A 25,504-nucleotide genomic window follows, 5' to 3' on the forward strand; every position below is an offset into this window, starting at 1 on the left:
GAATAGGAGATTCAAAGGGCGTGTTTGCGACGGCTGTACACGCCGCCCAGCAAGCCCGTCAGGCAACCGACCACCAGCCCGCCGACGTGTGCGGCGTTAGCGATTTCGCCAAAGCCGATCATCGAGACCAGGCCCGACAGGCACAGCAGCAGCCACACCAGCATCATCACCAGCACCCCACGGGGCAGACGATAAGCCGGGTTTGGCGAAAGCAATTGATAGATCCAACAGTGGCCCAGCAAGCCGTACAACACGCCGGACAAGCCGCCGAACAGACCGGGACCACCGAAATAGTATTGAGCGTAGTTGGACACCAGGCTGAACAGCAGGGTCAGGCCCAGCAGGTTGATACTGCCCTGGCGCACTTCGATGCGCCGCCCCAACTCCCAGTACCACATGCCGTTCATGGCCAAGTGCAGGATGCCGAAGTGAATCAGCATCGGCGTCACCAGGCGCCACCACTGCCCCGCCGCCAGGCTGTCGGCCAACGGTGTGAAGTGGAGGTATTCACCTACCACCTGGAATGGCAGGAAGGTCAGCCAGCTCATGGTTTGCAGATTGTCACCCAGCATCGTCACCGCACCGACGATCACGCTGAGCAACAGAATCAGCGCAGTCACCGGGCTATGGCGCAGTTGCTGGACAAAGCCGGCACGCTGAGCCACCGGTTGCTGCGGGATGTCCAGTTGCTGGTCCGGATCACCCGCCGGAAAGCGTTGATACAACACACGCACGTCTTCGCTGATGTTATCGGGCACCCACAGCACCTGCTCCCCCGCTTCCTCGCTGACGCGATGGGGCACTTGCATGCGCTGCAGCAACTTGACGAAACCGGCCAGGTCCACGCTCAGGGGCAGACGCAATACCGCAACAGCACTCATGAAATCACCTCGGGACGCTCGACATCCACCCAGACAAATTTACGTGGATCAAGGCGAGTTTCCTGGTCCAGCCGATAAGCGACCAACTTGCCATACAACACCGCGCTGTAATCCAGGCAGGCCAGGTTCGGGCGAATCGGCGCCGGTTTGCCACTGCGCCAGTAATGGCCGACGAACAGCAACGGCTCGTCGACGCCATAGCGCAGCAGGGAGTTTTTTTCGCTGGATGACAACGGCGTCGCGGCCACCGGTTCCGGCAGCGCATCGGGCTGGAAGACAATATCGCCGTAGGTTTTCGGGTCGTCTTCCCAGAACTTGGTGCGGAAGAATGAACGGGTCAGGCCATCGCCACCGGTCAGCGTCAAGCCGTCCGGCAGGCGCATGTCGGTACCGCGCAACAAACGGTCGAAGGCATTGCTGGCGAAACTGCCCGGTACGGCGGCCGCCTGCAAGAAGTGTTGGTCGATACAGCCGTCCGGGAAGCTCGAGCGCAGAGGCTCGATAAAGCCGTCATCCCAACAGGCGTGGACCACACGGAAACGCCCGGCATCGACAAACAGCGGCATGTCGTAGAACCAGCCGAGGAAGTCGTGCCAATCGGCCGGATGCTGTTCGAACTGGGTCAGGGTCTCGTGGATCAACCGGGCATGGCGCGGCGTGTGCTCACGCACAAACTGCTTGCCGCTGCCGGGCGGCGCAGGTGTGCTCCAGCCCAAGGCGTTGAATTCATGGTTGCCCATGATGCACAACGCCTGGCCGGCCACAGCCATGTCGTGGACGATATGCAGCGCCTCGCGAATACGCGGGCCACGGTCGATGATATCGCCGAGGAACACCGCCATCCGTGTGGGGTGGCGCCAGGTGCCGCCCTGCTTGTGGTAACCCAACCGGTCGAGCAAGTGCTCAAGGGTATGAGCGCAACCGTGCACGTCACCAATCAGGTCGTAGCTACGCGCGGGATCGAGCATCAGTCGCCTCCACCCCCCAAGCGGCTGCCCCAGCCCAGCTTGGTCCGGCAGACTTCGTAATAGTTGTGGTCCAGCGGGTGGATCAGCCGCAGCTTCTGCGCTTTTTTGCTCACGGTGATGGTGTCACCGGGGGCGCAGGTGAAATGGTTCTGCCCGTCGCAGGAGACTTGCGGGTAAATCTGCATGTCTTTGGAAACCACGATTTTCAGCTCACTGTTGCCGTCGACCACGATGGGCCTGCTGGACAACATATGGGGGTACATCGGCACGATCACAATGGCGTCGAGCTTGGGATGCATGATCGGACCGCCGGCGGACAGCGCGTAGGCCGTGGAACCGGTAGGCGTGGCAACGATCAGGCCGTCGGCCTTCTGGCTGCAAACGAACTGGCCGTCGATATACAGCTCGAACTCGATCATCCGCGTCGACTTGCCGGGGTGCAGCACCACGTCGTTGAGGGCGTCGCCCTGGCCGATGGCTTCGCCATGACGACGGACTTCGGCCTGCAACAGGAAACGGTTTTCCACCAAATAGTGGCCATCCAGCACCTTGGCCACTTCGACTTCCAGCTCATCGGGACGGATGTCGGTGAGGAAACCCAGGCTGCCACGGTTGATCCCCAGCACCGGCACGTTATGCCGGGCCAGAGCGCGGGCGGCGCCCAACAGGCTGCCGTCGCCGCCGACCACGATCACCATGTCGCAGACTTCGCCGAGCATCTTGCGCGACGAGGTCTGCAGGCCATGGCCCGGCAGAATCTCGGCAATGGTGTCTTCGAGGATCACGTGCAGGTGGCGCTCGAGCAGAAACTTTTTCAGCCGGCGGACGGTGTCCAGCACCTGAGTACTGCCCAGGCGACCGATAATGCCGATATTGCGAAATTGCTCCATGGGGCTCCTGCGGGGTTTGCGTGGCGACAAAAAGAACGATTATGGGCGAAAGGAGGCATTAGACAAAATGCTTTGTCGTCGCCCTGTAGCCGCTGTCGAGGCACGAGGCTGCGATGCGTGTCCGCAGGACCGCCCTAAGGGGCCGCTTCGCAGCCCATCGCAGCCTCGTGCCTCGGCAGCGGCTACACTCGCACAATGACCCTGTTCCCTGATTTACAGCACCTGCCCCGCCAGCTGCGCCACCCCGAGGTGCGCGACTTGGCGTGGGTGATGCTCGCCCCGCCGATGCTGGCGCAAACGCCTTGGCCACAGCGTCATCCGTTGACCGGCAGCGACTGGGTGCAAGCGCCGCACCTGCTCGAACATTGGCTACGGCAGTTGGACCAGGACAGCAGCCCCTTGCAGCACTGGCTGAGCCTGGCCCGCACCCGCCGACTGGGGCTGTATTACGAGCGTCTGTGGCAATTTGCCGTGCAGCATGCACCTGGCGTGGAGTTGCTGGCCGCCAACCTGCCTATCCGCCGGGCCGGGCATACCCTGGGTGAGTTGGACATGCTGCTGCGCGACCGTGACGGCGTGCACCATCTCGAACTGGCGATCAAACTGTATCTGGGGCCTCAGGCAGGCGATGGGCGCGACACGGCCAAATGGCTGGGCCCTGGTTGCCATGACCGGCTGGACCGCAAGCTGGCCCATCTGGCCCAGCATCAACTGCCGATCTCCGCCCGCCCGGAAAGCCGCGAAGCCCTGGCGGCACTGGGTATCCAGCACTTTGATGCGCACCTGTGGCTGGGTGGCTATCTGCTGTATCCATGGCCCGGCACCGCGCAAGCGCCACTTGGCGCCCATCCGCAGCATTTGAATGGGCGCTGGCTGCATCAACGGGATTGGTTGAAGTTTGTCATGCAAAGCCCGGCGGGCCGCTGGCAACCCCTGCCCCGCCATGCCTGGCTGGCTCCAGCGCACTATCCGGCGGATCAGACATGGGAGCCGACCAAAATGCAGCACTGGCTGACTGAACTGGACCCCATGGCGCCGGCCCAATTAATGGTGCGGCTGGTTGAAAATAACGAAGGCGAATGGGAAGAGGCCGAACGGTTGTTTCTGGTGGCTGATCTGTGGCCGAACGTGCCGGCGCTTACAGGCTATCGATATGCCGATAATCAACCTGCAACCCAGTAGCCAAGGTTTTTGCCCGTCCCAGGCGAATGGGCCCGCGCTCTATATCCACCAGTAATCCCGGGCAATCGAGCCGCGGCAATGGCTCAACATCCTTGAGCCGCCCATCGGTGATCACCAGCAAGCGCTGCTGCTCCGCCGGATAACGCTGACGCCGGGCCGCCAGCCAGTGACTGGCTTCACCCAACGCCGCCAGCAATGGCGTACCACCGCCCGCCCCCAGCCCGTCAAGCCATCGGCTCAAGCCTTTCGCCGCCTTCAGCCCCTGTACCTGCCACGCTGGCGACTGCCCGCTTACCGTGAGCAATGCCATCCGTGCCCGATGTCGATACGCATCATCAAACAGTTGAGCCAGAAAACCCTTGGCATCACTCAGGGCCTGATGCCGCCGGGTGGAGGCCGAGGCGTCGACAATCACCAGCCATAACTCATGGGCTGAGCGCTTGCGCAGGCGGTACAACACGTCTTCACGGCATTGCGGCCGCCCACCAAGCAAAGTCCCCGGCCAATTCACCGAACCTTCGGCGGCGGCGCGTGCCCGTCCTTGCCTGCCCTTGTCCAGTCGGCCCGATTTGGGCCGGGCATCCGCCCCTGCGTCAGGTCGAGGGCGAATGCCTAGGGCTTTTTTGGCCAGGCGGGCACCTCTCGGCGGGCGCCCACCGGCAAGGCGGGGGCAGGCATGTCGCCCCACTGGCCCTGCCCCTCGGAAGGCGATGGGTCAGAGGGCTTGGGTGGCTGGGTATTGGGCGGGGTCACAGGATTGGATTGCGCCTGACGTCGATGTCGCAGGGCAAACTCGGCCACCGTATCGATATCTTCCTCACTGATGGCCGTCACCCCACGCCACGCCGCATGCGCTCTCGCGCCGCGCAGCCAGACCAGATCAGCGCGCAAACCGTCGACACCGGCCGCAAAGCAGCGCTCGGTGATGTGCCCCAATGCCTGATCATCCAACGGGATGCTTTCCAGTAGCGCGCGAGCCTGGGTGCAGCGCTCACGCAACGCGGCTTGTTGATCAGCCCACTGCAAGCAGAAACCTTGAGGGTCGCTGTCAAAGTCCAGCCTGCGGCGAATGATCTGCCCACGTTCAGTAGGCTGTGTTTGCCCGCTCAACACCACATTGAAGCCAAAACGGTCGAGTAACTGCGGACGCAATTCACCCTCTTCCGGATTCATGGTGCCAATCAGTACAAAGCGCGCCGAATGGCGGTGGGAAATACCGTCGCGCTCGATCAGGTTGGTACCGCTGGCCGCCACATCCAGCAGCAGGTCCACCAGATGGTCGGGCAGCAAGTTGACCTCATCGACGTACAACACGCCCCCATCCGCCTTGGCCAGCACGCCGGGGGAAAACTGCGCGCGCCCTTCACTCAGCGCGGCGTCCAGGTCCAGGGTGCCCACCAAGCGTTCTTCGGTGGCACCGAGGGGCAGCGTGACAAACTGGCCGCTGGCCAACAAATCTGCCAGGCCGCGGGCCAAGGTGGATTTGGCCATGCCACGAGGGCCTTCGATCAGCACGCCGCCGATTTTCGGGTCGATAGCGGTCAGGCACAGGGCCAGTTTCAGGTCGTCGGCACCGACGACGGCGGACAGCGGGAAATGAGGGAGCTCGGTCATCAACTGTCTTCTTCTATATCCAACAACAGGTTTTCCAACGCCTCGCGATAGGCCCCCGGCTCCTGCCACATGCCTCGCTGCTGAGCTTCCAGCATGCGCTCAGTCATATCGCGCAAGGCGGCGGGGTTGTGCTGGCGCACAAACTCGCGGGTGTCAGGATCCAGTAAATAGGCATCCGCCAGCAACGCATATTGATGATCGTCAATCAGCGCCGTGGTGGCGTCGAAGGCAAACAGATTGTCCACCGTCGCCGCCATCTCGAACGCACCTTTATAGCCATGGCGCTTGACCCCTTCAATCCACTTCGGATTGGCCGCCCGGGCACGGATCACCCGGTTCAGCTCTTCTTTCAAGGTACGGATCTTCGGCAAATCGGGCTGGCTGTGGTCGCCGTGATAACTGGCGGCCTTGTCGCCGCTCAGGGTTTCCACGGCAGCGAGCATACCGCCCTGGAACTGGTAGTAATCATTGGAATCGAGCACGTCATGCTCGCGGTTGTCCTGGTTTTGCAGTACTGCCTGGACCTGGCTCAAACGCTGGGCAAACTGTTCGCGGGCGGCGGTGCCTTCGTCGGAACCACCATAGGCGTAGCCACCCCAGTTGAGGTAAACCTCGGCCAGGTCTTCCCGGCTCTGCCACAACCGACCGTCAATCGCGCCTTGCACACCCGCGCCATAAGCACCGGGTTTGGCGCCAAAGATCCGCCAGCCAGCCTGTTTCGCCGCCGCCTCTTCATCCATCCCGGACAGGCGCAAGGCTTCGCGTTCATTGCGCACCTTGGCTGCCAGAGGGTTCATGTCATCCGGTTCATCCAGCGCCGCCACCGCTTGTACTGCTGCGTCGAACAGGCGGATCAGGTTGGCGAAGGCATCCCGAAAGAATCCAGACACCCGCAACGTCACATCGACACGCGGGCGATCCAACAGGCTCAGAGGCAGGATTTCAAAGTCATCCACCCGCTGGCTGCCCGTGGCCCATACCGGACGCACGCCCATCAGTGCCATGGCTTGAGCAATGTCATCGCCCCCGGTACGCATGGTGGCGGTGCCCCACACCGACAGGCCAAGTTGGCGCAGGTGGTCACCGTGATCCTGCAAATGCCGCTCAAGAATCAGGGTGGCCGACTGGAAACCGATACGCCAGGCCGTGGTGGTGGGCAGGTTGCGCACATCCACCGAGAAAAAGTTGCGCCCGGTCGGCAACACGTCCAGACGGCCACGGCTGGGTGCGCCGCTGGGACCGGCCGGCACGAAGCGCCCGCACAGGGCATCCAGCAAACCGCGCATTTCCGCCGGGCCACAGGCATCCAGACGCGGCGCGACCACAATACGCAGGCTCTCGATCACACCCTTGACGTCTTGCCAGCCCGGTTCTTCAAGCTGCTCAAGGGCGCCTTCCAGGGATTGCTCGATCAGGCGCGCAGCGTAGAGTTCCAGACGTTCACGGGTGTCGCCCGCCGTGCGCCACAACTGTGGGTCAATCTTCTGCAAGACCTCGGGACGACGCCCGGTCCACGGCTCGGCCAACGCGCAATCCAACGGATCGAAGCCCAGTTCAAACGCCTTGGCCAACACCCGCAACAAACTCGATTGCGGCCCTCGGCCATCGCCCCGCGGAATGCGCAGCAACGCCAGCAGGGTGTCGATACGCAATCGCCCCACGGGCGACTCACCGAAAATGTGCAGGCCGTCACGGATCTGCGATTCCTTCAAGTCACACAGGTACGTGTCCAGGCGCGGCAACCAGATGGCTGCGTCGGCGTCGCTGTCGAGGTTTTCGTCCAGCGCCAGTTCCTGGTCGATACGGGTTTCCCGCACCAACGTGAGAATGTCCTTTTGCAACTCCTGGGCACGGCGTGGATCCAGCAGTTGTGCTTCGTAATACTCGTCTGCCAACAATTCCAGGTTGCGCAACGGCCCGTAGGTTTCGGCACGGGTCAGCGGCGGCATCAGGTGGTCGATGATCACCGCCTGGGTACGCCGCTTGGCCTGCGCACCCTCGCCCGGGTCGTTGACTATAAAAGGATAGATATTCGGCAGCGGCCCCAGCAACGCATCCGGCCAGCAGTTCTGCGAAAGCCCGACGCCTTTGCCCGGCAGCCACTCCAGATTGCCGTGTTTGCCAACGTGGATCACCGCATGGGTGCCGTAGGTCTGGCGCAACCAGAAGTAGAACGCGAGGTAACCGTGAGGCGGTACCAGGTCCGGGTCGTGGTACACGGCGCTGGCGTCCACCTGATAACCCCGGGCCGGCTGAATGCCAACGAAGGTCAGGCCAAAACGCAGGCCGGCGATCATCATGCGGCCATCGCGGAACATCGGATCGTTGTGGGGCGAGCCCCAACGCTCCACTACGGCTTGGCGGTTGGCCTCGGGCAGACGCTTGAACATCGCCTCGTAGTCGTCCAGCCCCAGGCTTTGGTGGCAAGGACGCAGGTCGAGGCTGTCGAGGTCGTTGCTGACGCCCCCCAACAACGCTTGAATCAAGGCTGTGCCGCTTGCCGGCAGCTCGTTTGGCAGCGGATAACCTTCAATTTGCAGCGCCCGAAGGATATTCAGTGCCGCCGCCGGGGTATCGAGGCCCACGCCGTTGCCGATGCGTCCATCACGGGTCGGGTAATTGGCAAGAATCAGCGCAATGCGTTTCTCGCTATTGGGCACCCGTGCCAGGTCGACCCAACGTCGCGCCAGTTCGGCGACAAAGTCCATGCGCTCAGGCTGGGCCCGGTAGCACACCACGTCAGACTGGCTACGCTCGCTGCGCCAGGCCAGGTCCTTGAAGCTGATGGGCCGGCTGATGATCCGCCCGTCCAGCTCCGGTAGCGCAATGTGCATCGCCAGATCACGGGGGCCAAGGCCTTGCTCACTGGCTTGCCAGCCGGGTTCGTTGTCCTGGGCGCAAATGGCCTGAATCACCGGGATATTACGGCGAAACGGTCGTAAATGCGGGGCTTCGGGGCTGGATTGGGCAAAGCCGGTGGTGTTGAGAATCACCGATACTTGCACTTCATCCAGCCAATCCTCGACCACCGTCAGGCAGCCGGGCTCTTTCAAACTGGCGACTGCTATCGGCAACGGGTTAAGACCCGCCGCTTGCAGGCGCTGGCAAAATACGTCGATAAAAGCGGTATTGGCCGCCTGCAAGTGGGAACGATAGAACAGCACCGCTGCCACCGGGAGTCCGGCCTGCCAGTCAGCCTGCCAATCACTCAGGCTGGCATTGGCCTTATGCGGGTGATAAATCGCCGTGCGTGGCAGGGCCTGCGGCTCGGCCCAGGCGTAATCACGCCCCAGATAAGTCGTGGCCAGGCAGCGATAGAAATCCAGGGCGTTACCCATGCCGCCCTGGCGCAGGAAGTGCCAGAGACGGTCACGCGCCTCGATACCCACAGTGCTGAGTTCACTGAGTTCCGGGTCCGGACGATCATCCCCCGGTACCAGAATCAGTTGAACGCCACGCTGCGCCAACTCGACCAGGCGCTCGATGCCGTAACGCCAATAGGCAATCCCGCCATGGAGCGAGATCAGAATGACCTTGGCGTGACGCAGCACCTCATCCACATACAAGTCGACCGAAGCATGATTCTGCACCTGCATCGGGTTGGCCAGACGCAGGCTCGGGTAATCCTCGGGCAACTGCTGGGCAGCCTCGGCCAGTAGCGCCAGGCTGGAGTCGCCGCTGCACAGAACCACCAGCTCGGCCGGGGTTTGTCCAAGGTCGGCAATGTTGTCATCCGAGACGAAACCGCCGGGCTGGGTCCTGAGCAGGTGCATGGCTTAAACGCTGAGGGCTGCGCGCAGTTGCGCTTCGAGCAAGGTGGCATCCAGTTCCTGGCCGATCAGCACCAGATGAGTCGCGCGCGGCTCATCGGCACGCCAGGCGCGGTCGAAGTGCTTGTCGAAACGGGTACCCACGCCCTGGATCAGCAGGCGCATCGGTTTGTTGGGGATCGCCGCGAAGCCCTTGACCCGCAGGATGCCGTGCTGGACCACCAGTTGGGTCAACGCGTCGAGCAGCAGGCTTTCGTCGGCTTGCGGCAGTTCGATGGAGATGGAGTCGAAAGCATCATGGTCGTGATCGTCTTCACCGTCGTGGTGATGATCGTGATGACTGTGACGGCCGTCGATGTGCTCTTCAGAGCCGGCACCCAGGCCAATCAACACGTCCAGCGGCAAACGGCCACTGCTGGCTTCGATGATCTTCACGGCTGGCGGCAGTTCTTCGGCGACTTCCAGGCGCACACGGGCCAGGTCTTCGGGGCTGATCAGGTCGGATTTGTTGAGGATCACCAGGTCGGCGCTGGCCAGTTGATCGGCGAACAACTCGTGCAGCGGCGATTCGTGGTCCAGGTTCGGGTCGAGTTTGCGCTGGGCATCCACTTGATCCGGGAACGCGGCGAAGGTGCCGGCGGCTACGGCTGGGCTGTCGACCACGGTGATCACCGCGTCAACGGTGCAGGCGCTGCGAATTTCCGGCCACTGGAAGGCCTGGACCAGCGGTTTTGGCAGGGCCAGCCCTGAGGTTTCGATGAGGATATGGTCAAGGTCACCGCGACGGGCCACCAATTCGCGCATCACCGGGAAGAACTCTTCCTGGACTGTGCAGCACAGGCAGCCGTTGGCCAGCTCGTAAACGCGGCCGTTGGCTTCCTCTTCGGTGCAGCCGATGGAGCATTGCTTGAGGATTTCGCCGTCAATGCCCAACTCGCCGAACTCGTTGACGATCACCGCAATGCGACGACCCTGGGCGTTGTCCAGCATGTGGCGCAGCAAGGTGGTCTTGCCCGAACCGAGGAAGCCGGTAACGATGGTGACGGGGAGTTTGGCCAGTGTTTTCATCGGATGCCCTTTGGGGCGGGCATACGGGACGACTGGCCCTGCGGCAGTGCGCAGCAGCTCATTTCGCCACCGGATCACCCCGCCCGGTTGAAAGTTGAGAAACAGTTGCGAGGCAGGTCTCCTGGCTTGGGGCTTGCCGGTCATTCGACCGGCGCTGGCTGCGCCTTCCCGCCTGTTCAGGCAGTGGCGTGGCAGTCAGATAAACCCTTCACAGTTGCGGGGGCAGCCGCGGCATTGACCGCGTTCCCTTCTTAGCTTCGGCCTGGGCCGAAGAACCTCGAGGGTGCAAGGCTACGCAGTGCGCAGGAGCCGGTCAATCTCCCACTGTAGCCGCTATGGGTTGCGAGGCGCCCCCCGAGGGCGGTCCTGCGGACACGCATCGCAGCCTCGTGCCTCGGCAGCGGCTACACGATTGACGCGAATCCCCCGCCCATGCTCTCCTACACATCTTGTTTCGGGTGCCCTTCACAGGGTGAAACGGGAAACCGGTGAGTCATGGGTTTATGACAAGTCCGGTGCTGCCCCCGCAACGGTAAGCGAGCGAAGCGTCAGATCCACTGTGCCTGTACGGCATGGGAAGGCGACGCTTTTTGACGTCAAGTCCCTCGCAAGCCCGGAGACCGGCCCGAAAAAATCAGATAACAAACCCGCGGTGGGCGGGCGCTGTTAAGACCCTGCGTGCCCGGCTCGCGGGGTTTTCATGCGCTCGCTTCACCCTGACACTCGAAAGGGACGCGCCATGTCGATCATCAGCAGCACCTCGCACACCACCAGCAGCACCGCTACCTTGAGCCAACGCCTGACCGCCGCCATTGGCGCGTCGATCCTCGGGGCGTGCCTTGTGTATTTCGCCGGCTTCTCCCATATCGAGGCCGTGCATAACGCCGCCCACGATACCCGCCACAGCGCCGCGTTCCCGTGCCACTGAGACCTGCCGACATGATCAAGCGTATTGCGCAAACCGCAGGTTTCACCGGCCTGCTGGCCGCCCTGCTGCTGACCCTGCTGCAAAGCTTCTGGGTCGCCCCGCTGATTCTCCAGGCGGAAACCTTCGAGAAAGCCCCCGCCACCGAGGTGCATGAACACGCCGATGGCGCGGCAGCTGCTCACAGCCACGATGCCGAAGCCTGGGAGCCGGCAGACGGCTGGCAGCGCGTACTGTCCACCACCGGCGGTAACCTGGTAGTCGCCGTAGGTTTCGCCCTGATGCTGGCCGGGCTCTACACCTTGCGCGCCCCAACCCGCACGGCCCAGGGCCTGTTATGGGGCTTGGCCGGTTACGCCACTTTCGTGTTGGCGCCGACACTGGGCCTTCCACCTGAACTGCCGGGCACCGCTGCCGCCGACCTGGCGCAACGGCAAATCTGGTGGATCGGCACTGCGGCCTCCACGGCTGCAGGTATCGCGTTGATCGTGTTCGGTCGCAACTGGCTGCTGAAAGTGCTGGGCGTGGCCATTCTGGTGGTGCCCCACGTAATCGGCGCGCCGCAACCGGAGGTCCACTCGATGCTGGCGCCTGAAGCTTTGGAAGCGCAGTTCAAGATTGCCTCGCAGCTGACTAACGTCGCGTTCTGGCTCGCCTTGGGCTTGATCAGTGCCTGGCTGTTTCGTCGTCACCGCGACAGTCAGTACTCGGCATGAACACCGCGCCAACCCTGGTGGTTGGCCTGGGTTGCCAGCGGGGCTGTGACGTCGACACCCTGCTCAATCTGTTCAATGCGGCCCTCGATGCCGAGGGAATCGCACGCCAGCGCGTGATTGCCCTGGCCAGTATCGACCGCAAGCGGGATGAGCCGGGATTGTTGGCGTTGGCCACGGTCCTGGCTCTGCCACTGCAGTTTTTCAGTGCCGAGCAATTAGCGGTTTATGAAGCGCGACTGAGCCATAAGTCGCTGATCGCCCATGCCCATACCGGCTGCTACGGCATCGCCGAAAGCGCTGCCCTGGCCCTGGCCGAACGCATGGCCCAGGCCCCTGCTTCACTGCTGATCACCCGCCAAAAAAACGCCCAGGCCACCTTTGCATTGGCGTGTGCCGACTAAATTCCCGATAATCGTGCCCCTCGATCATGAGCAATCTTCATCTGAAGCCTTGCTCGCACGCGTTTGCACAGGAAAGTATCCATGACCGTCTTTTTCATCGGCGCCGGCCCCGGCGACCCGGAGCTGATCACCGTCAAGGGCCAACGGCTGATTCGCAGTTGCCCGGTGATCATCTATGCCGGTTCCCTGGTACCGGCGGCGGTGTTGGAAGGTCATCGGGCGGAACAGGTGGTCAACAGCGCTGAACTGCACCTGGAACAGATCATCGAGCTGATTAAAGTCGCCCATGAAAAAGGCCAGGATGTTGCGCGGGTGCATTCCGGCGACCCCAGCCTGTATGGCGCGATTGGCGAGCAGATCCGCTGTCTGCGCGAGTTGGGTATTCCCTTTCAGATCATCCCGGGCGTGACGGCGGTGGCGGCTTGCGCCGCGCTGCTGGAGACCGAGTTGACGCTACCGGACATCGCCCAGAGCGTGATCCTGACTCGCTATGCCGATAAAACCGCAATGCCCACAGGTGAGGCGTTCAGCAGCCTGGCCCAACACGGCACGACCATGGCGATTCACCTGGGGGTCAACCATCTGGAAAAAATCGTCGCTGAGCTGCTGCCTCACTATGGCGCGGACTGCCCAATAGCCGTGGTGCATCGGGCGACGTGGCCAGATCAGGATTGGGCTATCGGGACATTGGCGGATATCGCCGAGAAGGTGGTGGCCAAAGGTTTCAGGCGTACGGCGTTGATTGTGGTGGGCCGGGTGTTGGCCAGTGACAGCTTCAGTGAGTCATCGCTGTACCGTGCGGGGCATGCCCACCTCTACCGCCCCTGAGCAAATGCTGAAACCCATGCAAAATCCTGTGGGAGCCGGGCTTGCCCGCGATGACGGTGGCACAGCCCACATTGATGTTGGCAGTCCTATCGCTATCGCGGGCAAGCCCGGCTCCCACACTTAATCTTTAACATCATAAATCAAACGTAATCTATTGAATTAGCTGCATAAAAAAACGGCGCTCACGGGGCGCCGTTTTTGTTCGCAGCGAACGCCTTACTTAGTAGTAGGCGTTTTCTTTCTGCGTGTGGTCGGTCACGTCACGTACACCCTTGAGCTCGGGAATCCGCTCCAGCAGGGTGCGCTCGATGCCTTCACGCAAGGTCACGTCCGCCTGGCCACAGCCCTGGCAGCCACCGCCGAATTTCAATACGGCGATACCGTCTTCGACCACATCGATCAGGCTGACCTGACCGCCGTGACTGGCGAGGCCCGGGTTGATTTCGGTTTGCAGGTAGTAGTTGATGCGCTCGTTGACCGGGCTGTCAGCGTTGACGTTTGGCACCTTGGCGTTGGGCGCCTTGATGGTCAATTGGCCGCCCATGCGATCGGTGGCGTAATCGACCACCGCATCGTCGAGGAAGGCTTCGCTGAAGGCGTCGATGTACGCAGTGAAGCTTTTCAGCCCCAGGGCGGTGTCTTCGGGTTTTTCTTCGCCCGGCTTGCAGTAGGCAATGCACGTCTCGGCGTACTGAGTGCCGGGCTGGGTGATGAAGACGCGGATGCCGATGCCTGGGGTGTTCTGCTTGGACAGCAGATCAGCCAGGTAATCGTGGGCGGCGTCGGTAATGGTTATGGCAGTCATGGAAACTCCTCACAGGCTTGCCCGCAGTTTACGCCAAATTATTACGGAGGTACAAAGTCCTAGTGTTTTTGTCGGGATAGGCTTTGGGGGTGGGTGTATATCCGTTGCTGCGGTAGCGGCGGGTATTGGTTCCGCTCTTACAGCGGGTCACTTTTGAAAAGAGCCCAAAAGTAACCAAAAGGCTCTTGCCCCACCACTCGGTGCCTCGCTGTGGCTCGGCATGCCCTCACTCCGGCATTGCTCCGTGGGCCGCCGCAATGGGCCATCCCTGGCCCAGTGCGGCTAAACCGGCGTCCTGCCGGTTTACCCACGGACCAATGCCTGCGTTCGGCCAGCGTGGTTTAACGGGGCGCCTAAGATCAAAGTCAAAAGCAGATCAAGAGCACAGCGGCCTACCGGCCGGCTTGAGTGGTGTGAAGCAAAGGCAAGATCAAAAGCGGGCACGGTCGACTGTGGGAGCTGGCTTGCCTGCGATGCAGACAACTCGGTCTTTCAGGAACACCGAGGTAATGCCATCGCAGCATAGGTATCTACACATTTTTTGAATCCTGCAAAAAACCTGTAGCCGCTGCCGAGGTACGAGGCTGCGATGGGTTGCGTAGCGGCCCCTAGGGCGGTCCTGCGGACCGCATCGCAGCCTCGTACCTCGGCAGCGGCTACAAAAATCAGGCTCCTGCGCAATGGTGTAGATACCTATGCCCATCGCAGGCAAGCCAGCTCCCACAGAAAAGCAGATCTGCTTTCGCTCTGGCCCTTGCCTTTGCTTCTACCACTCAGGTCGGCTTTCAGGCCGCCGTGCTTTTGATTTTGATCTTAGGCGCCCCGTTAAACCACGATGGCCGAACGCAGGTATTACGCAGTGGGCATCCCGGCATGGATGCCGGGATAGCCGCGTTGGGCCATGGATGGCCCGTCGCGGCGGCCCACGGAGTAATGCCGGAGTGAGGGCACACCGAGCCTGGGCGAGGTGCCGAGTGGTGGGGCAAGAGCCTTTTGGTTACTTTTGGGCTCTTTTCAAAAGTGACCCGCCGTAAGGGCGGAACCAATAGCCGCCGTAGCCGCAGCAACGGATATGTACCCAGAAGCCCCCCCTACAAATTCTCATACCGATTCATATCCAACACCCCCTCCTCAACCGGCGCAGTCTCATGGATATACCGCGACAAGTCATGAAAGTACTGCCAGAACAACGGATGACTCCGACGAATCCCCCACCGATCCACAATTTCCTCAAACCGCTTGGCATCCTTGGCACTTTCCATCGCTGCCACAAACTCCGGCACCTCCTGCGCCGGAATGTTGAACATGAAATTCGGATAGCTGCTGAGCACTCCCGGATAAATCGTCACCGTATCCAGCCCCGGCTGATACCGATAAGCCTCACCCAACATAAACGCCACATTACTGTGCGCCCGGTTGCGCAACAGGCTATAGACCTCACGCTGACCACTGCGGGTTTCGACCCGCAGCATCGTAGCCTCAGGCAGTTGCTCAATCACCTTCAGCCCAGCCGCCGGTCGCGAGGTCAGTCGGCTCAAGGCCTGTTCCGCATCCCGCAGCGCCGGATCGATCCCCGGACGCGAGCAATAGGCACTGACACACCGGTTGATCGGATCCGGGCTGGCATTCAGGTCACCATAACGAGCCAGTAACTGATTGGCGAAATCACGCTTGGGATCCTTTTCATCCAGGTTCAGCCCCGTAGGCTTGTCGTCGTCAATCGCCTCATAATCCATCCACAACTTGACCTTGCCACTGTTCTGATACCAGTCATCCAGAAAGCCGTCCCGCGAATCCGCAGGCATCAGACGCAAAAAGTTCTGCTCGGCACCATTACGGATCAGGTCGAAATACAACCGAGTCTGCGCCTGATGCGAGACATTGCCGAAGACATCGAAGTTGACCGCCAACTGGTAATACGTACGCTCCAACAGCGGATAGTCAAACAGCCACATCGTCTGCGGAACCTCACCAATCAACCCCTTGGTCACCGAGGCGCTGTCGAAGTGACGGAAGATCGACAGCAGCGCATTGTCATTGCCCGCCCACAGGCTCGACCAACTGGGCGCTGCAATATCGGCATAACTGTCGCGACGCAGGGCTTCATAGGCGTTGCGCTTGTCACGGTAGGCCAGCCACAGGCTCAGCACACTGCCCACGTCATCGTTCTGTCCGGGCATCGCCAGCAAGGGCGTGGCCTGGCCGCGATAGCGGGCATCAGTGACGTACAGGTCGTGGTCGGGATCCTGGAACAGGGTCCAGAAGTTGTCGCGGATCACGTCCGTGGCGATCTGCCCACGGCATACCGGCCCGCGAATAAAGGTGCGCACGAAGTATTCGGCGTTATCCAGCATGAACTGGTAACGCGCCTTGGCCGGGATGGCTTCGAAGGTCTCGAATGGATTAGCCCGGCGCCCAGGCCCGTAGCCCGGCAACGCATGCACCTGCCAGTCGCCGCTATAGAACAACGACTTGATGCGGGCCATTTTCTCGGCGCTGAACGGATAGGTGATGTGGGTCTTGTGCACAATCACCCCTTGCACCGGCCACAAACGGTAGTACACCTGGGTGCCCGGGTCGTCGTTGGGACGGCGGGTGTTGATCAGGTCAATCGGCTGACCGCTGGGGGTACGGGAACGTACCCACTGGAAGAAATGCCCCGGCTCGCCACCTTCAAAATAGATATGGGCCAGGAACAGATGCTCATACAACCAGCGCGCCACCAGGCTTTCCCGGGCGCCAGGCTGGTTGAACAGGGCTTCCCATTGCTGGACCTGCAAGACTTCCCGGGCGCTCGGGGCCAGACCCTGCTCGTCGATAGGCGCACCGGAGGCCAGCCAACGTTGCAGGGTCTGGTATTGCTGATCGGTCAGGCCGGTGACCGCCAGCGGCATGCCTTCCTTGGGATGGGCACCGGCATAGGCGTCGAACTCGCCGGGCATCGGGCACATATTTTCGCGGCGCAGGCCCAGGACGATGTCGTCTGGCAACTTGGCATTAGGCTGCAAGGGCGCGTTATGCCCCAACTCAAGCATGCGCGTCATCAGTGCCGCCTGGCTGCCCTGGGCGTCGAGCACAGAGCCAAACCCCTGGCGCTGCCAGGCAGCCTTGCCGAAGGCGTCGTAGAACAAACGGGTCGGCGGCGTGGCCGTGCTGCGCTCGCCATTGTAGACCGGCACCTTGGTCGCGCCTCGGGCGGCGCCCTCGCCACTGCCCAGGTTGAGCTGGCAGGCCGCGTCATAGCAGGCATGGCAGGCCACACACTTCTCGGTAAAGATCGGTTGAATATCACGGGTATAGGAAATCGCCGGGGCGGGACCTTGGGCCTGTGTGCTGCTGGCTATCAGCAATAGAAGAGCGCTGATGATGAGGCGATACGACATGTTCCCGGTCTCGATTCAATACGTGCGATAAAAACCCGGGCGATTCTACCGGGCTACAGCCCCCGCCAACATGAGCGATATTCATGCAAATTCCGAACATGCTCTAAAAGCGCACAGGTTTGCTATGATCCACGCCCTCCGTAATCGCCTGACCAGAGTAGTCCCATGTCCGATCGTAGTGCTCGTCTGCAAGCCCTCCACCAAGCCCTCAAGGAACGCATCCTGATCCTCGACGGCGGCATGGGCACGATGATCCAGAGCTACAAACTGGAGGAAGAGGACTACCGTGGCAAACGCTTCGCCGACTGGCCGAGCGACGTCAAGGGCAACAATGACCTGTTGATCCTCACCCGCCCGGACGTGATCGGCGGGATCGAGAAGGCTTACCTGGATGCCGGTGCCGACATCCTCGAAACCAACACCTTCAACGCCACCCAAGTGTCCCAGGCCGATTACGGCATGGAGGGGCTGGCCTATGAATTGAACGTAGAAGGCGCCCGCCTCGCGCGCAAGGTCGCTGACGCAAAAACCCTCGAAACCCCGGACAAGCCACGTTTCGTCGCCGGCGTGCTCGGCCCTACCAGCCGTACCTGCTCGCTGTCGCCCGATGTGAACAACCCCGGCTACCGCAACGTGACCTTCGATGAACTGGTGGAAAACTACACCGAGGCCACCAAAGGCCTGATCGAAGGCGGTGCGGACATGATCCTCATCGAAACCATCTTCGACACCCTCAACGCCAAGGCCGCGATCTTCGCTGTGCAGGGCGTGTATGAAGAGCTGGGCGTCGAACTGCCGATCATGATTTCCGGCACCATCACCGACGCTTCCGGCCGGACCCTCTCGGGCCAGACCACCGAAGCATTCTGGAACTCCATCAGCCACGCCAAGCCGATTTCCGTCGGATTGAACTGCGCCCTGGGTGCCAGCGAACTGCGACCATACCTGGAAGAGCTGTCGAACAAGGCCAACACCTACGTTTCCGCTCACCCGAACGCCGGTTTGCCCAACGAGTTCGGCGAGTACGACGAACTGCCGGTGGAAACCGCCAAGGTCATCGAAGAGTTCGCCCAGAGCGGCTTCCTCAATATCGTCGGCGGTTGCTGCGGCACCACCCCGGGCCATATCGAAGCCATCGCCAAGGCCGTGGCCGGTTATGCGCCGCGCCAGATTCCGGATATCCCCAAGGCTTGTCGCCTGTCTGGCCTTGAGCCGTTCACCATCGACCGCAGTTCGCTGTTCGTCAACGTCGGTGAGCGCACCAACATCACCGGCTCCGCGCGCTTCGCCCGACTGATCCGTGAAGACAACTACACCGAAGCGCTGGAAGTCGCCCTGCAGCAAGTGGAAGCCGGCGCCCAGGTAATCGACATCAACATGGACGAAGGGATGCTCGATTCGAAGAAGGCGATGGTGACCTTCCTCAATCTGATTGCCGGTGAACCGGACATCTCCCGCGTACCGATCATGATCGACTCTTCCAAATGGGAAGTGATCGAGGCCGGCCTCAAGTGCATCCAGGGCAAGGGCATCGTCAACTCCATCAGCATGAAGGAAGGCGTCGAACAGTTCATTCACCACGCCAAGCTGTGCAAGCGCTACGGTGCTGCGGTGGTGGTGATGGCGTTCGACGAAGCCGGCCAGGCCGACACCGAAGCGCGCAAGAAAGAAATCTGCAAACGCTCCTACGACATCCTGGTGAATGAAGTCGGCTTCCCGCCGGAAGACATCATCTTCGACCCGAACATCTTCGCCGTCGCGACCGGTATCGAGGAGCACAACAACTACGCCGTCGACTTCATCAACGCCTGTGCCTATATCCGCGACCACCTGCCGTACGCACTGACCTCAGGCGGCGTGTCCAACGTGTCGTTCTCGTTCCGGGGTAACAACCCGGTGCGCGAAGCCATTCACTCGGTGTTCCTGCTGTACGCGATCCGCAACGGCCTGACCATGGGTATCGTCAACGCCGGCCAACTGGAGATCTACGACCAGATCCCGGCAGAGCTGCGTGACGCCGTGGAAGACGTGATCCTCAACCGCACCCCGGAAGGCACCGACGCCCTCCTCGCCATCGCCGACAAGTACAAGGGCGACGGCAGCGTCAAGGAAGCCGAGACCGAGGAATGGCGTGGCTGGGAGGTCAACAAGCGCCTGGAACATGCGCTGGTCAAGGGCATCACCACCCATATCGTTGAAGACACCGAGGAATCCCGGCAGTCCTTCGCACGCCCAATCGAAGTGATTGAAGGCCCGTTGATGTCCGGCATGAACATCGTCGGCGACCTGTTCGGCGCCGGCAAGATGTTCCTGCCCCAGGTGGTGAAATCCGCCCGCGTGATGAAGCAGGCCGTGGCTCACTTGATCCCGTTCATCGAGCTGGAAAAAGGCGACAAACCGGAAGCCAAGGGCAAGATTCTCATGGCCACCGTCAAAGGCGATGTACACGACATCGGCAAGAACATCGTCGGCGTGGTGCTCGGTTGCAACGGCTATGACATTGTCGATTTGGGTGTGATGGTGCCTGCCGAAAAGATCCTGCAAGTGGCCAAGGAACAGAAGTGCGACATCATCGGCCTGTCCGGCCTGATTACTCCGTCGCTGGATGAGATGGTGCATGTCGCCCGCGAGATGCAGCGCCAGGACTTCCACCTGCCGCTGATGATCGGTGGCGCGACCACGTCCAAGGCCCATACGGCGGTGAAGATCGAACCCAAGTACAGCAACGATGCAGTGATCTACGTCACCGACGCTTCCCGCGCCGTGGGCGTGGCCACGCAGTTGCTGTCCAAGGAGTTGAAGGCCGGTTTCGTCGAAAAAACCCGCCTGGAATACATCGACGTACGCGAACGCACCGCCAATCGCAGCGCCCGCACCGAACGCCTGAGCTACCCGGCGGCCATCGCCAAGAAGCCGCAGTTCGACTGGAGCAGCTACACACCAGTCAAACCAACGTTTACCGGCTCCAAGGTGTTGGACAATATCGACCTCAAGGTGCTGGCCGAATACATCGACTGGACGCCGTTCTTTATTTCCTGGGACCTGGCTGGCAAATTCCCACGCATCCTCACCGATGAAGTCGTAGGTGAAGCCGCCACTGCGCTGTACGCCGATGCCCAGGAGATGCTCGCCAAGCTGATCGACGAAAAACTCATCAGCGCCCGCGCCGTATTCGGTTTCTGGCCGACCAACCAAGTGCAGGACGATGACCTGGAAGTCTACGGCGAGGACGGTCAGCCGATTGCCAAACTGCACCACCTGCGCCAGCAAATCATCAAGACCGACGGCAAACCAAACTTCTCCCTGGCGGACTTCGTTGCGCCCAAGGACAGCGGCGTGACCGACTACATCGGTGGTTTTATCACCACCGCCGGCATCGGCGCCGAAGCCGTGGCCAAGGCCTACCAGGACGCTGGCGACGACTACAACTCGATCATGGTCAAGGCCCTCGCCGACCGTCTGGCCGAGGCCTGTGCCGAATGGCTGCACCAGCAAGTGCGTAAAGACTACTGGGGCTACGCCAAGGATGAGCAACTGGATAACGAGGCGCTGATCAAGGAGCAATACAGCGGTATCCGCCCTGCCCCGGGTTATCCGGCGTGCCCGGATCACACCGAGAAAGCCCAGCTGTTCCAACTGCTGGACCCGCAAGCTCGCGAAATGCACGCCGGCCGCAGTGGCGTGTTCCTCACCGAGCACTATGCGATGTTCCCGGCCGCTGCGGTCAGCGGCTGGTACTTCGCCCACCCGCAGGCGCAGTACTTTGCCGTGGGCAAGGTCGACAAGGATCAAGTCGCGAGTTACACCGCACGCAAGGACCAGGACCTGGCCGTGACCGAGCGGTGGTTGGCGCCGAACCTGGGTTACGACAACTAATAAAACCGGCGACCCTATAGGTATCTACACAATTGTGCAGGGCCTGATTTCTGTAGCCGCTGCCGAGGTACGAGGCTGCGATGGGTTTGGTGCGGCATTCCGACGAAGCGACCCCGAGGGCGGTCCTGCGGCCCGCATCGCAGCCTCGTACCTCGGCAGCGGCTACGGATTTTCGGAGGTTTCAAGAAATGTGTAGATACCTATGTCCAACGGCTCCCCACAGAACGCTGACCGCCCTGCTTTCGCTGTTCGACTATGCTGTCCTCACACACCTTGTAGCGAGGGATGTATGGACGATCCAGTCGACAACAAGCCGCCCACCTTCTGGCAAATGCTCCACAGCGTGATGGCGGCCGCCTTTGGCGTGCAAAGCGGCAAGAACCGCGCCCGGGACTTTACCCACGGCAAACCCAGCCATTTCGTGGTGCTGGGGATCCTGTTCACGGCGATCTTCGCCCTGGCACTGTTTGGCATCGTCAAGTTGGTGCTGCACCTGGCCGGCGTATAAACGGCGTCAGTGCATCAGCAGTTGCAGGCTAAAGGGATAACGGTAGGACTCGGGCTTGCCCTGGGCTGACAGCGCACGGAAATCCACGTTGTATTGCTGGCTGGCGTTGATGGCTTGCAGGCGCCGAGCCTGTTCCGGCTCGATCAACTGGAACAGCGCTTCCTCACGATCACGGCCGCCATGCAAGCTGATGTCCACACCGTGGGCATCGTCGTCGAGCAGCACCATCGCCCAGCCCCCCGTGGTGAAATGCCCGGCTACCAGCGTGCTCAACCGACCGTCAATGCGTGCACCCAGCACCTCGGACGAGCTGTTGACCGCACTGAACAACACGTCCTTGCCGGGTGTGCGTCCGGCCTCCTGCGCAGCCTGCATGGCCCCCAAGGCCATTTCATCGTTAGCCGACCACACCAGTGCTGTCTGCGGATAACGCTTGAACAACTGCGTGGCCTGCTCAAAGGCACGCTGGCGGTTCCATTCGCCGTACACCACCTGACGCAAGCGCACGTCGGGATGTTCGCCCAGGGCACGGCGCATACCCTCTTCACGCCGTTGTGCCGCAGGGGTGTTCTTGACGCCGGAAAAAGCCAGCAGGTCAAGGGACTGACCAGGCTTGGTCTCACCGTATTGGCGCAGCATGTCCTCGAGCATCAGGTAACCGGCCTGCTCGTCATCGGCAACGATGCTGCCGATCCAATTGGAGTACTTGCCAGCATCCAGCAACTGCATCTGATCAACCGTCAGGGCATTGTTGACGATGAGCAGCTTGACGCCACTGCCCTGGGACAGGCGCAGAATTTGCGGGGCGATGTACTGCTCGTTGACCAGCACCAGGTAATCCGGCCGCGGCGAACCTTGCAAGGTTTCCCGTGCCTGTTGGAGAGTGTTCTGCGGATCGCGCCCGGAATAACGCACACGCAAATCCAGGCCGAGGTCCTTGGCGGCGGCCTGCATGAATTGCGAGTAACTGACCCAGAAGGTTTCGGTGGAGGTGCCAGGGTTGAGAAAAACCACAGACGTTGCATGGGCCATTACCCCGAACGTCACCCCCATCACCCACACACACGCACAGAGAACCTTCAACATTGCTGCCCTAGCCCCGAGAAATCACCGCCCATCATAGTGGCAATTCGCCTGACAATCTCGGCTAATCGTCAATTGTCGGACAATTCAGGACCGGGCAGCCTCTCATTGATGACTGACCCAGAACACAGCGGTTGAAACCACCAGAATAATCAGGAACAGAATCGCCCAAGCGTCCACGGTACTGTCGCTCTTTCGGGCTTTGGTTGAATTGCTCATCGCATCGCCTCTTGTCGGTTTTATAGGTGATTGCACTAAGACTCGACCACAGTAAAGTTCATGGTTGCCCGTATGACAAATGTGGGTAATTCGATAACCAGTCTCATTAGTCGATTTGGTTCTTTGCATATACTCAAACATCACTTTTGCGCATAAACGCAAACTGGTATCGTGCGCCGGCTCCGTTGGGAGTGCGCGGCCGTGCGCGCAGATTTGCCGAGAACAGGACCTATATGTACGTATACGACGAATACGATCAGCGCATCATCGAGGACCGCGTCAAGCAGTTCCGTGATCAGACCCGACGCTATCTGGCAGGCGAACTGAGCGAAGAAGAGTTCCGCCCTCTGCGCCTGCAAAATGGCCTTTATATTCAGCGCTTTGCGCCGATGTTGCGGGTTGCCGTGCCTTATGGCCAACTGACCTCGCGCCAGACGCGAATGATGGCCAGGATTGCCCGTGACTTCGACAAGGGCTACGCCCACATCAGCACCCGCCAGAACGTGCAGTTCAACTGGCCGGCCCTGGAAGATGTGCCGGACATCCTCGCTGAATTGGCCACCGTGCAGATGCACGCGATTCAGACCAGCGGTAACTGCCTGCGCAACGTGACCACCGATCAATTCGCCGGCGTTGCTGCCGACGAACTGATCGACCCGCGCCCATGGTGTGAAATCGTCCGCCAGTGGACCACCTTCCACCCGGAGTTCGCCTACCTGCCGCGCAAGTTCAAGATCGCCATCAATGGCTCGACCTCGGACCGTGCAGCCATTGAAGTCCATGACATCGGCCTGGAGCCGGTGCACAACGCAGCAGGCGAACTGGGTTTCCGTGTACTGGTGGGTGGCGGCCTGGGCCGTACCCCGGTGGTGGGGGCCTTCATCAATGAATTCCTGCCATGGCAAGACCTGTTGAGCTACCTCGACGCTATCCTGCGGGTCTACAACCGCTATGGCCGTCGTGACAACAAGTACAAGGCACGCATCAAGATCCTGGTGAAGGCGCTGACCCCTGAGGTCTTCGCCCAGAAAGTCGACGCCGAGATGGAACACCTGCGCGGCGGCCAGACCACCCTGACCGAAGCTGAAGTGCATCGCGTCGCCAAACACTTCGTCGATCCGGACTACAAGGCCCTGAGCAATCTGGATGCCGAACTGGCCGAGCTCGATCAACAACACCCAGGCTTTGCCCGTTGGCGTGTGCGCAATACCCTGGCGCACAAGAAGCCAGGCTATGTCGCCGTGACCCTGTCGCTCAAGCCGACTGGCGTAGCGCCGGGCGATATCACCGACAAGCAGCTGGACGGTGTCGCTGACCTGGCTGAGCGCTACAGCTTCGGCCAACTGCGCACCTCCCACGAACAGAACATCATCCTCGCGGACGTCGAGCAGAGCCAGTTGTTCACCCTGTGGGGCGAGTTGCGCGAGCAAGGTTTCGCCACGCCGAACATTGGCTTGCTGACCGACATCATCTGCTGCCCGGGTGGCGACTTCTGCTCCCTGGCCAACGCCAAGTCGATCCCGATTGCCGAGTCGATCCAGCGTCGTTTCGATGACCTGGATTACCTGTTCGACATCGGCGAGCTGGACCTGAACATCTCCGGCTGCATGAACGCCTGTGGTCACCACCACGTCGGCCATATCGGCATCCTCGGGGTGGACAAGAAAGGCGAAGAATTCTATCAAGTGTCCCTGGGCGGCAGCGCCAGCCGCGACGCGAGCCTGGGCAAGATCCTCGGCCCGTCGTTCGCCCAGGAAGCCATGCCTGAAGTGATCGGCAAGCTGATTGATGTGTACATTGAACAGCGCACCGAAGATGAGCGTTTCATCGACACCTACCAGCGCATCGGCATTGACCTGTTCAAGGAGCGCGTCTATGCAGCGAATCATTAAAAACAACGAAGTGGTCGACGAAACCTGGCACCTGCTGCCCAAGGACGCGACCCTCGATGGCATCTCCAACTGCGACGACCTGATCGTGCCGCTGGCCCTGTGGCGCGATCATGCTCACGCCCTCAAGGCCCGCGACGGCGGCTTGGGTGTATGGCTGGACGCCGATGAAGAAGCCGAAGAAATCGCTGATGATGTGACCAACTTCCAGGTCATCGCCCTGAACTTCCCGGCCTTCACCGACGGTCGCAACTACTCCAACGCCCGCCTGCTGCGTGACCGTTATGGTTACAAGGGCGAGCTGCGGGCGATTGGCGATGTGCTGCGCGACCAACTGTTCTACCTGCACCGCTGCGGGTTCGATGCCTACGCCTTGCGCGCTGACAAAGACCCGTATGAAGCCCTGGAAAGTCTCAAGGACTTCTCGGTGACCTACCAGGCGGCGACTGACGAACCGTTGCCGTTGTTCCGCCGCCGCTAAGCGTCAGCGTATAAAAA

19 protein-coding genes and 2 riboswitches are annotated in these 25,504 nt (G+C 61.1%); of the genes, 9 read left to right on the forward strand and 10 right to left on the reverse strand.

Annotation, left to right across the window (positions count from 1 at the left end; all coding sequences use genetic code 11):
• Window positions 1–11 precede the first annotated feature (11 nt).
• The 3 genes from GNF76_RS14595 to GNF76_RS14605 are packed head-to-tail and all read right to left on the reverse strand — an operon-like array spanning window position 12 to window position 2,739.
• A complete protein-coding gene (locus GNF76_RS14595; protein ID WP_155583855.1) occupies window positions 12–881 on the reverse strand; it encodes a rhomboid family intramembrane serine protease in 870 nt (289 codons plus the stop codon).
• Window positions 878–1,852 (reverse strand): metallophosphoesterase, encoded by a 975-nt coding sequence (locus GNF76_RS14600; protein ID WP_178123347.1) that lies wholly within the window; start codon window positions 1,850–1,852, stop codon window positions 878–880. Before GNF76_RS14600 ends, GNF76_RS14595 begins: the two co-directional genes overlap by 4 nt.
• Complete coding sequence (locus GNF76_RS14605) at window positions 1,849–2,739, reverse strand: NAD(+) kinase (protein ID WP_003217892.1); 891 nt, start codon at window positions 2,737–2,739, stop codon at window positions 1,849–1,851. Before GNF76_RS14605 ends, GNF76_RS14600 begins: the two co-directional genes overlap by 4 nt.
• Before the next feature lie 195 nt (window positions 2,740–2,934).
• Between GNF76_RS14605 and GNF76_RS14610 the strand changes: the two genes are divergently transcribed.
• Complete coding sequence (locus GNF76_RS14610) at window positions 2,935–3,921, forward strand: DUF1853 family protein (protein ID WP_155583857.1); 987 nt, start codon at window positions 2,935–2,937, stop codon at window positions 3,919–3,921.
• Here GNF76_RS14610 and GNF76_RS14615 read toward each other — a convergent pair.
• From GNF76_RS14615 to cobW, 4 genes are read right to left on the reverse strand one after another with little or no spacing between them, the layout of a single operon-like run.
• Window positions 3,878–4,480 carry a vWA domain-containing protein gene (locus GNF76_RS14615; RefSeq protein WP_155583969.1) on the reverse strand — a complete coding sequence of 201 codons (603 nt, stop codon included), beginning with the start codon at window positions 4,478–4,480 and terminating at the stop codon, window positions 3,878–3,880. The genes GNF76_RS14610 and GNF76_RS14615 overlap by 44 nt on opposite strands.
• A 53-nt stretch (window positions 4,481–4,533) precedes the next feature.
• Entirely contained in the window at window positions 4,534–5,535 is a 1,002-nt protein-coding gene (locus GNF76_RS14620; protein WP_155583858.1) for a magnesium chelatase ATPase subunit I, read from the reverse strand.
• Window positions 5,535–9,308 carry a cobaltochelatase subunit CobN gene (gene cobN / locus GNF76_RS14625; protein WP_155583859.1) on the reverse strand — a complete coding sequence of 1,258 codons (3,774 nt, stop codon included), beginning with the start codon at window positions 9,306–9,308 and terminating at the stop codon, window positions 5,535–5,537. Before cobN ends, GNF76_RS14620 begins: the two co-directional genes overlap by 1 nt.
• Window positions 9,309–9,311: 3 nt before the next feature.
• Window positions 9,312–10,373 carry a cobalamin biosynthesis protein CobW gene (cobW, locus tag GNF76_RS14630; RefSeq protein ID WP_155583860.1) on the reverse strand — a complete coding sequence of 354 codons (1,062 nt, stop codon included), beginning with the start codon at window positions 10,371–10,373 and terminating at the stop codon, window positions 9,312–9,314.
• A gap of 94 nt (window positions 10,374–10,467) precedes the next feature.
• A riboswitch (cobalamin riboswitch) is annotated at window positions 10,468–10,668 on the reverse strand.
• A gap of 144 nt (window positions 10,669–10,812) precedes the next feature.
• A riboswitch (cobalamin riboswitch) is annotated at window positions 10,813–11,016 on the forward strand.
• Window positions 11,017–11,112: 96 nt separating this feature from the next.
• Here cobW and GNF76_RS14635 point away from each other — a divergent pair.
• The 4 genes from GNF76_RS14635 (at window position 11,113) to cobM (ending at window position 13,243) form a co-directional block, all read left to right on the forward strand.
• Window positions 11,113–11,301 carry a CbtB domain-containing protein gene (locus tag GNF76_RS14635; protein WP_155583861.1) on the forward strand — a complete coding sequence of 63 codons (189 nt, stop codon included), beginning with the start codon at window positions 11,113–11,115 and terminating at the stop codon, window positions 11,299–11,301.
• Between the two features lie 11 nt (window positions 11,302–11,312).
• Window positions 11,313–12,014 (forward strand): CbtA family protein, encoded by a 702-nt coding sequence (locus GNF76_RS14640; RefSeq protein WP_155583862.1) that lies wholly within the window; start codon window positions 11,313–11,315, stop codon window positions 12,012–12,014.
• Window positions 12,011–12,415 (forward strand): cobalamin biosynthesis protein, encoded by a 405-nt coding sequence (locus GNF76_RS14645; protein ID WP_155583863.1) that lies wholly within the window; start codon window positions 12,011–12,013, stop codon window positions 12,413–12,415. The genes GNF76_RS14640 and GNF76_RS14645 overlap by 4 nt, the downstream gene beginning before the upstream one ends.
• An 81-nt stretch (window positions 12,416–12,496) precedes the next feature.
• The gene (gene cobM, locus GNF76_RS14650; RefSeq protein ID WP_155583864.1) at window positions 12,497–13,243 is read left to right on the forward strand and encodes a precorrin-4 C(11)-methyltransferase; all 747 of its coding nucleotides are present in this window, start codon (window positions 12,497–12,499) and stop codon (window positions 13,241–13,243) included.
• Window positions 13,244–13,463: 220 nt separating this feature from the next.
• Here the strand turns inward: cobM and nfuA are convergent, their stop codons facing one another.
• Window positions 13,464–14,048 (reverse strand): Fe-S biogenesis protein NfuA, encoded by a 585-nt coding sequence (gene nfuA, locus GNF76_RS14655; protein WP_003173594.1) that lies wholly within the window; start codon window positions 14,046–14,048, stop codon window positions 13,464–13,466.
• A 1,091-nt stretch (window positions 14,049–15,139) separates the two neighbouring features.
• A complete protein-coding gene (locus GNF76_RS14660; protein WP_155583865.1) occupies window positions 15,140–17,431 on the reverse strand; it encodes a fatty acid cis/trans isomerase in 2,292 nt (763 codons plus the stop codon).
• A 165-nt stretch (window positions 17,432–17,596) separates the two neighbouring features.
• Here GNF76_RS14660 and metH point away from each other — a divergent pair, with 165 nt between their 5' ends.
• Window positions 17,597–21,307 (forward strand): methionine synthase, encoded by a 3,711-nt coding sequence (metH, locus tag GNF76_RS14665; protein ID WP_155583866.1) that lies wholly within the window; start codon window positions 17,597–17,599, stop codon window positions 21,305–21,307.
• Between the two features lie 289 nt (window positions 21,308–21,596).
• On the forward strand, window positions 21,597–21,815 hold the full coding sequence (locus tag GNF76_RS14670; protein ID WP_155583867.1) for a DUF2970 domain-containing protein: 219 nt from the start codon (window positions 21,597–21,599) through the stop codon (window positions 21,813–21,815).
• A gap of 6 nt (window positions 21,816–21,821) precedes the next feature.
• On the opposite strand, the gene GNF76_RS14675 is transcribed toward GNF76_RS14670, so the two are convergent.
• The gene (locus tag GNF76_RS14675; RefSeq protein ID WP_155583868.1) at window positions 21,822–22,901 is read right to left on the reverse strand and encodes an ABC transporter substrate-binding protein; all 1,080 of its coding nucleotides are present in this window, start codon (window positions 22,899–22,901) and stop codon (window positions 21,822–21,824) included.
• A gap of 449 nt (window positions 22,902–23,350) precedes the next feature.
• On the opposite strand from GNF76_RS14675, the gene GNF76_RS14680 reads away from it, so the two are divergent.
• The gene (locus GNF76_RS14680) at window positions 23,351–25,009 is read left to right on the forward strand and encodes a nitrite/sulfite reductase (protein ID WP_155583869.1); all 1,659 of its coding nucleotides are present in this window, start codon (window positions 23,351–23,353) and stop codon (window positions 25,007–25,009) included.
• A complete protein-coding gene (locus GNF76_RS14685; RefSeq protein WP_155583870.1) occupies window positions 24,993–25,487 on the forward strand; it encodes a DUF934 domain-containing protein in 495 nt (164 codons plus the stop codon). The genes GNF76_RS14680 and GNF76_RS14685 overlap by 17 nt, the downstream gene beginning before the upstream one ends.
• Window positions 25,488–25,504: the final 17 nt, after the last annotated feature.

The organism is Pseudomonas spelaei (assembly GCF_009724245.1).
In the GTDB taxonomy this organism is placed as follows: domain Bacteria; phylum Pseudomonadota; class Gammaproteobacteria; order Pseudomonadales; family Pseudomonadaceae; genus Aquipseudomonas; species Aquipseudomonas spelaei.

What these genes read in the sequence shown, in the direction of transcription:
- GNF76_RS14595 (WP_155583855.1), bottom strand. Translation starts at nt 881, where the DNA reads ATGAGTGCTGTTGCGGTATTGCGTCTGCCCCTGAGCGTGGACCTGGCC.
- GNF76_RS14605 (WP_003217892.1), bottom strand. Translation starts at nt 2,739, where the DNA reads ATGGAGCAATTTCGCAATATCGGCATTATCGGTCGCCTGGGCAGTACT.
- GNF76_RS14610 (WP_155583857.1), top strand. Translation starts at nt 2,935, where the DNA reads ATGACCCTGTTCCCTGATTTACAGCACCTGCCCCGCCAGCTGCGCCAC.
- GNF76_RS14620 (WP_155583858.1), bottom strand. Translation starts at nt 5,535, where the DNA reads ATGACCGAGCTCCCTCATTTCCCGCTGTCCGCCGTCGTCGGTGCCGAC.
- cobN (WP_155583859.1), bottom strand. Translation starts at nt 9,308, where the DNA reads ATGCACCTGCTCAGGACCCAGCCCGGCGGTTTCGTCTCGGATGACAAC.
- cobW (WP_155583860.1), bottom strand. Translation starts at nt 10,373, where the DNA reads ATGAAAACACTGGCCAAACTCCCCGTCACCATCGTTACCGGCTTCCTC.
- GNF76_RS14635 (WP_155583861.1), top strand. Translation starts at nt 11,113, where the DNA reads ATGTCGATCATCAGCAGCACCTCGCACACCACCAGCAGCACCGCTACC.
- GNF76_RS14640 (WP_155583862.1), top strand. Translation starts at nt 11,313, where the DNA reads ATGATCAAGCGTATTGCGCAAACCGCAGGTTTCACCGGCCTGCTGGCC.
- GNF76_RS14645 (WP_155583863.1), top strand. Translation starts at nt 12,011, where the DNA reads ATGAACACCGCGCCAACCCTGGTGGTTGGCCTGGGTTGCCAGCGGGGC.
- cobM (WP_155583864.1), top strand. Translation starts at nt 12,497, where the DNA reads ATGACCGTCTTTTTCATCGGCGCCGGCCCCGGCGACCCGGAGCTGATC.
- nfuA (WP_003173594.1), bottom strand. Translation starts at nt 14,048, where the DNA reads ATGACTGCCATAACCATTACCGACGCCGCCCACGATTACCTGGCTGAT.
- GNF76_RS14660 (WP_155583865.1), bottom strand. Translation starts at nt 17,431, where the DNA reads ATGTCGTATCGCCTCATCATCAGCGCTCTTCTATTGCTGATAGCCAGC.
- metH (WP_155583866.1), top strand. Translation starts at nt 17,597, where the DNA reads ATGTCCGATCGTAGTGCTCGTCTGCAAGCCCTCCACCAAGCCCTCAAG.
- GNF76_RS14670 (WP_155583867.1), top strand. Translation starts at nt 21,597, where the DNA reads ATGGACGATCCAGTCGACAACAAGCCGCCCACCTTCTGGCAAATGCTC.
- GNF76_RS14675 (WP_155583868.1), bottom strand. Translation starts at nt 22,901, where the DNA reads ATGTTGAAGGTTCTCTGTGCGTGTGTGTGGGTGATGGGGGTGACGTTC.
- GNF76_RS14680 (WP_155583869.1), top strand. Translation starts at nt 23,351, where the DNA reads ATGTACGTATACGACGAATACGATCAGCGCATCATCGAGGACCGCGTC.
- GNF76_RS14685 (WP_155583870.1), top strand. Translation starts at nt 24,993, where the DNA reads ATGCAGCGAATCATTAAAAACAACGAAGTGGTCGACGAAACCTGGCAC.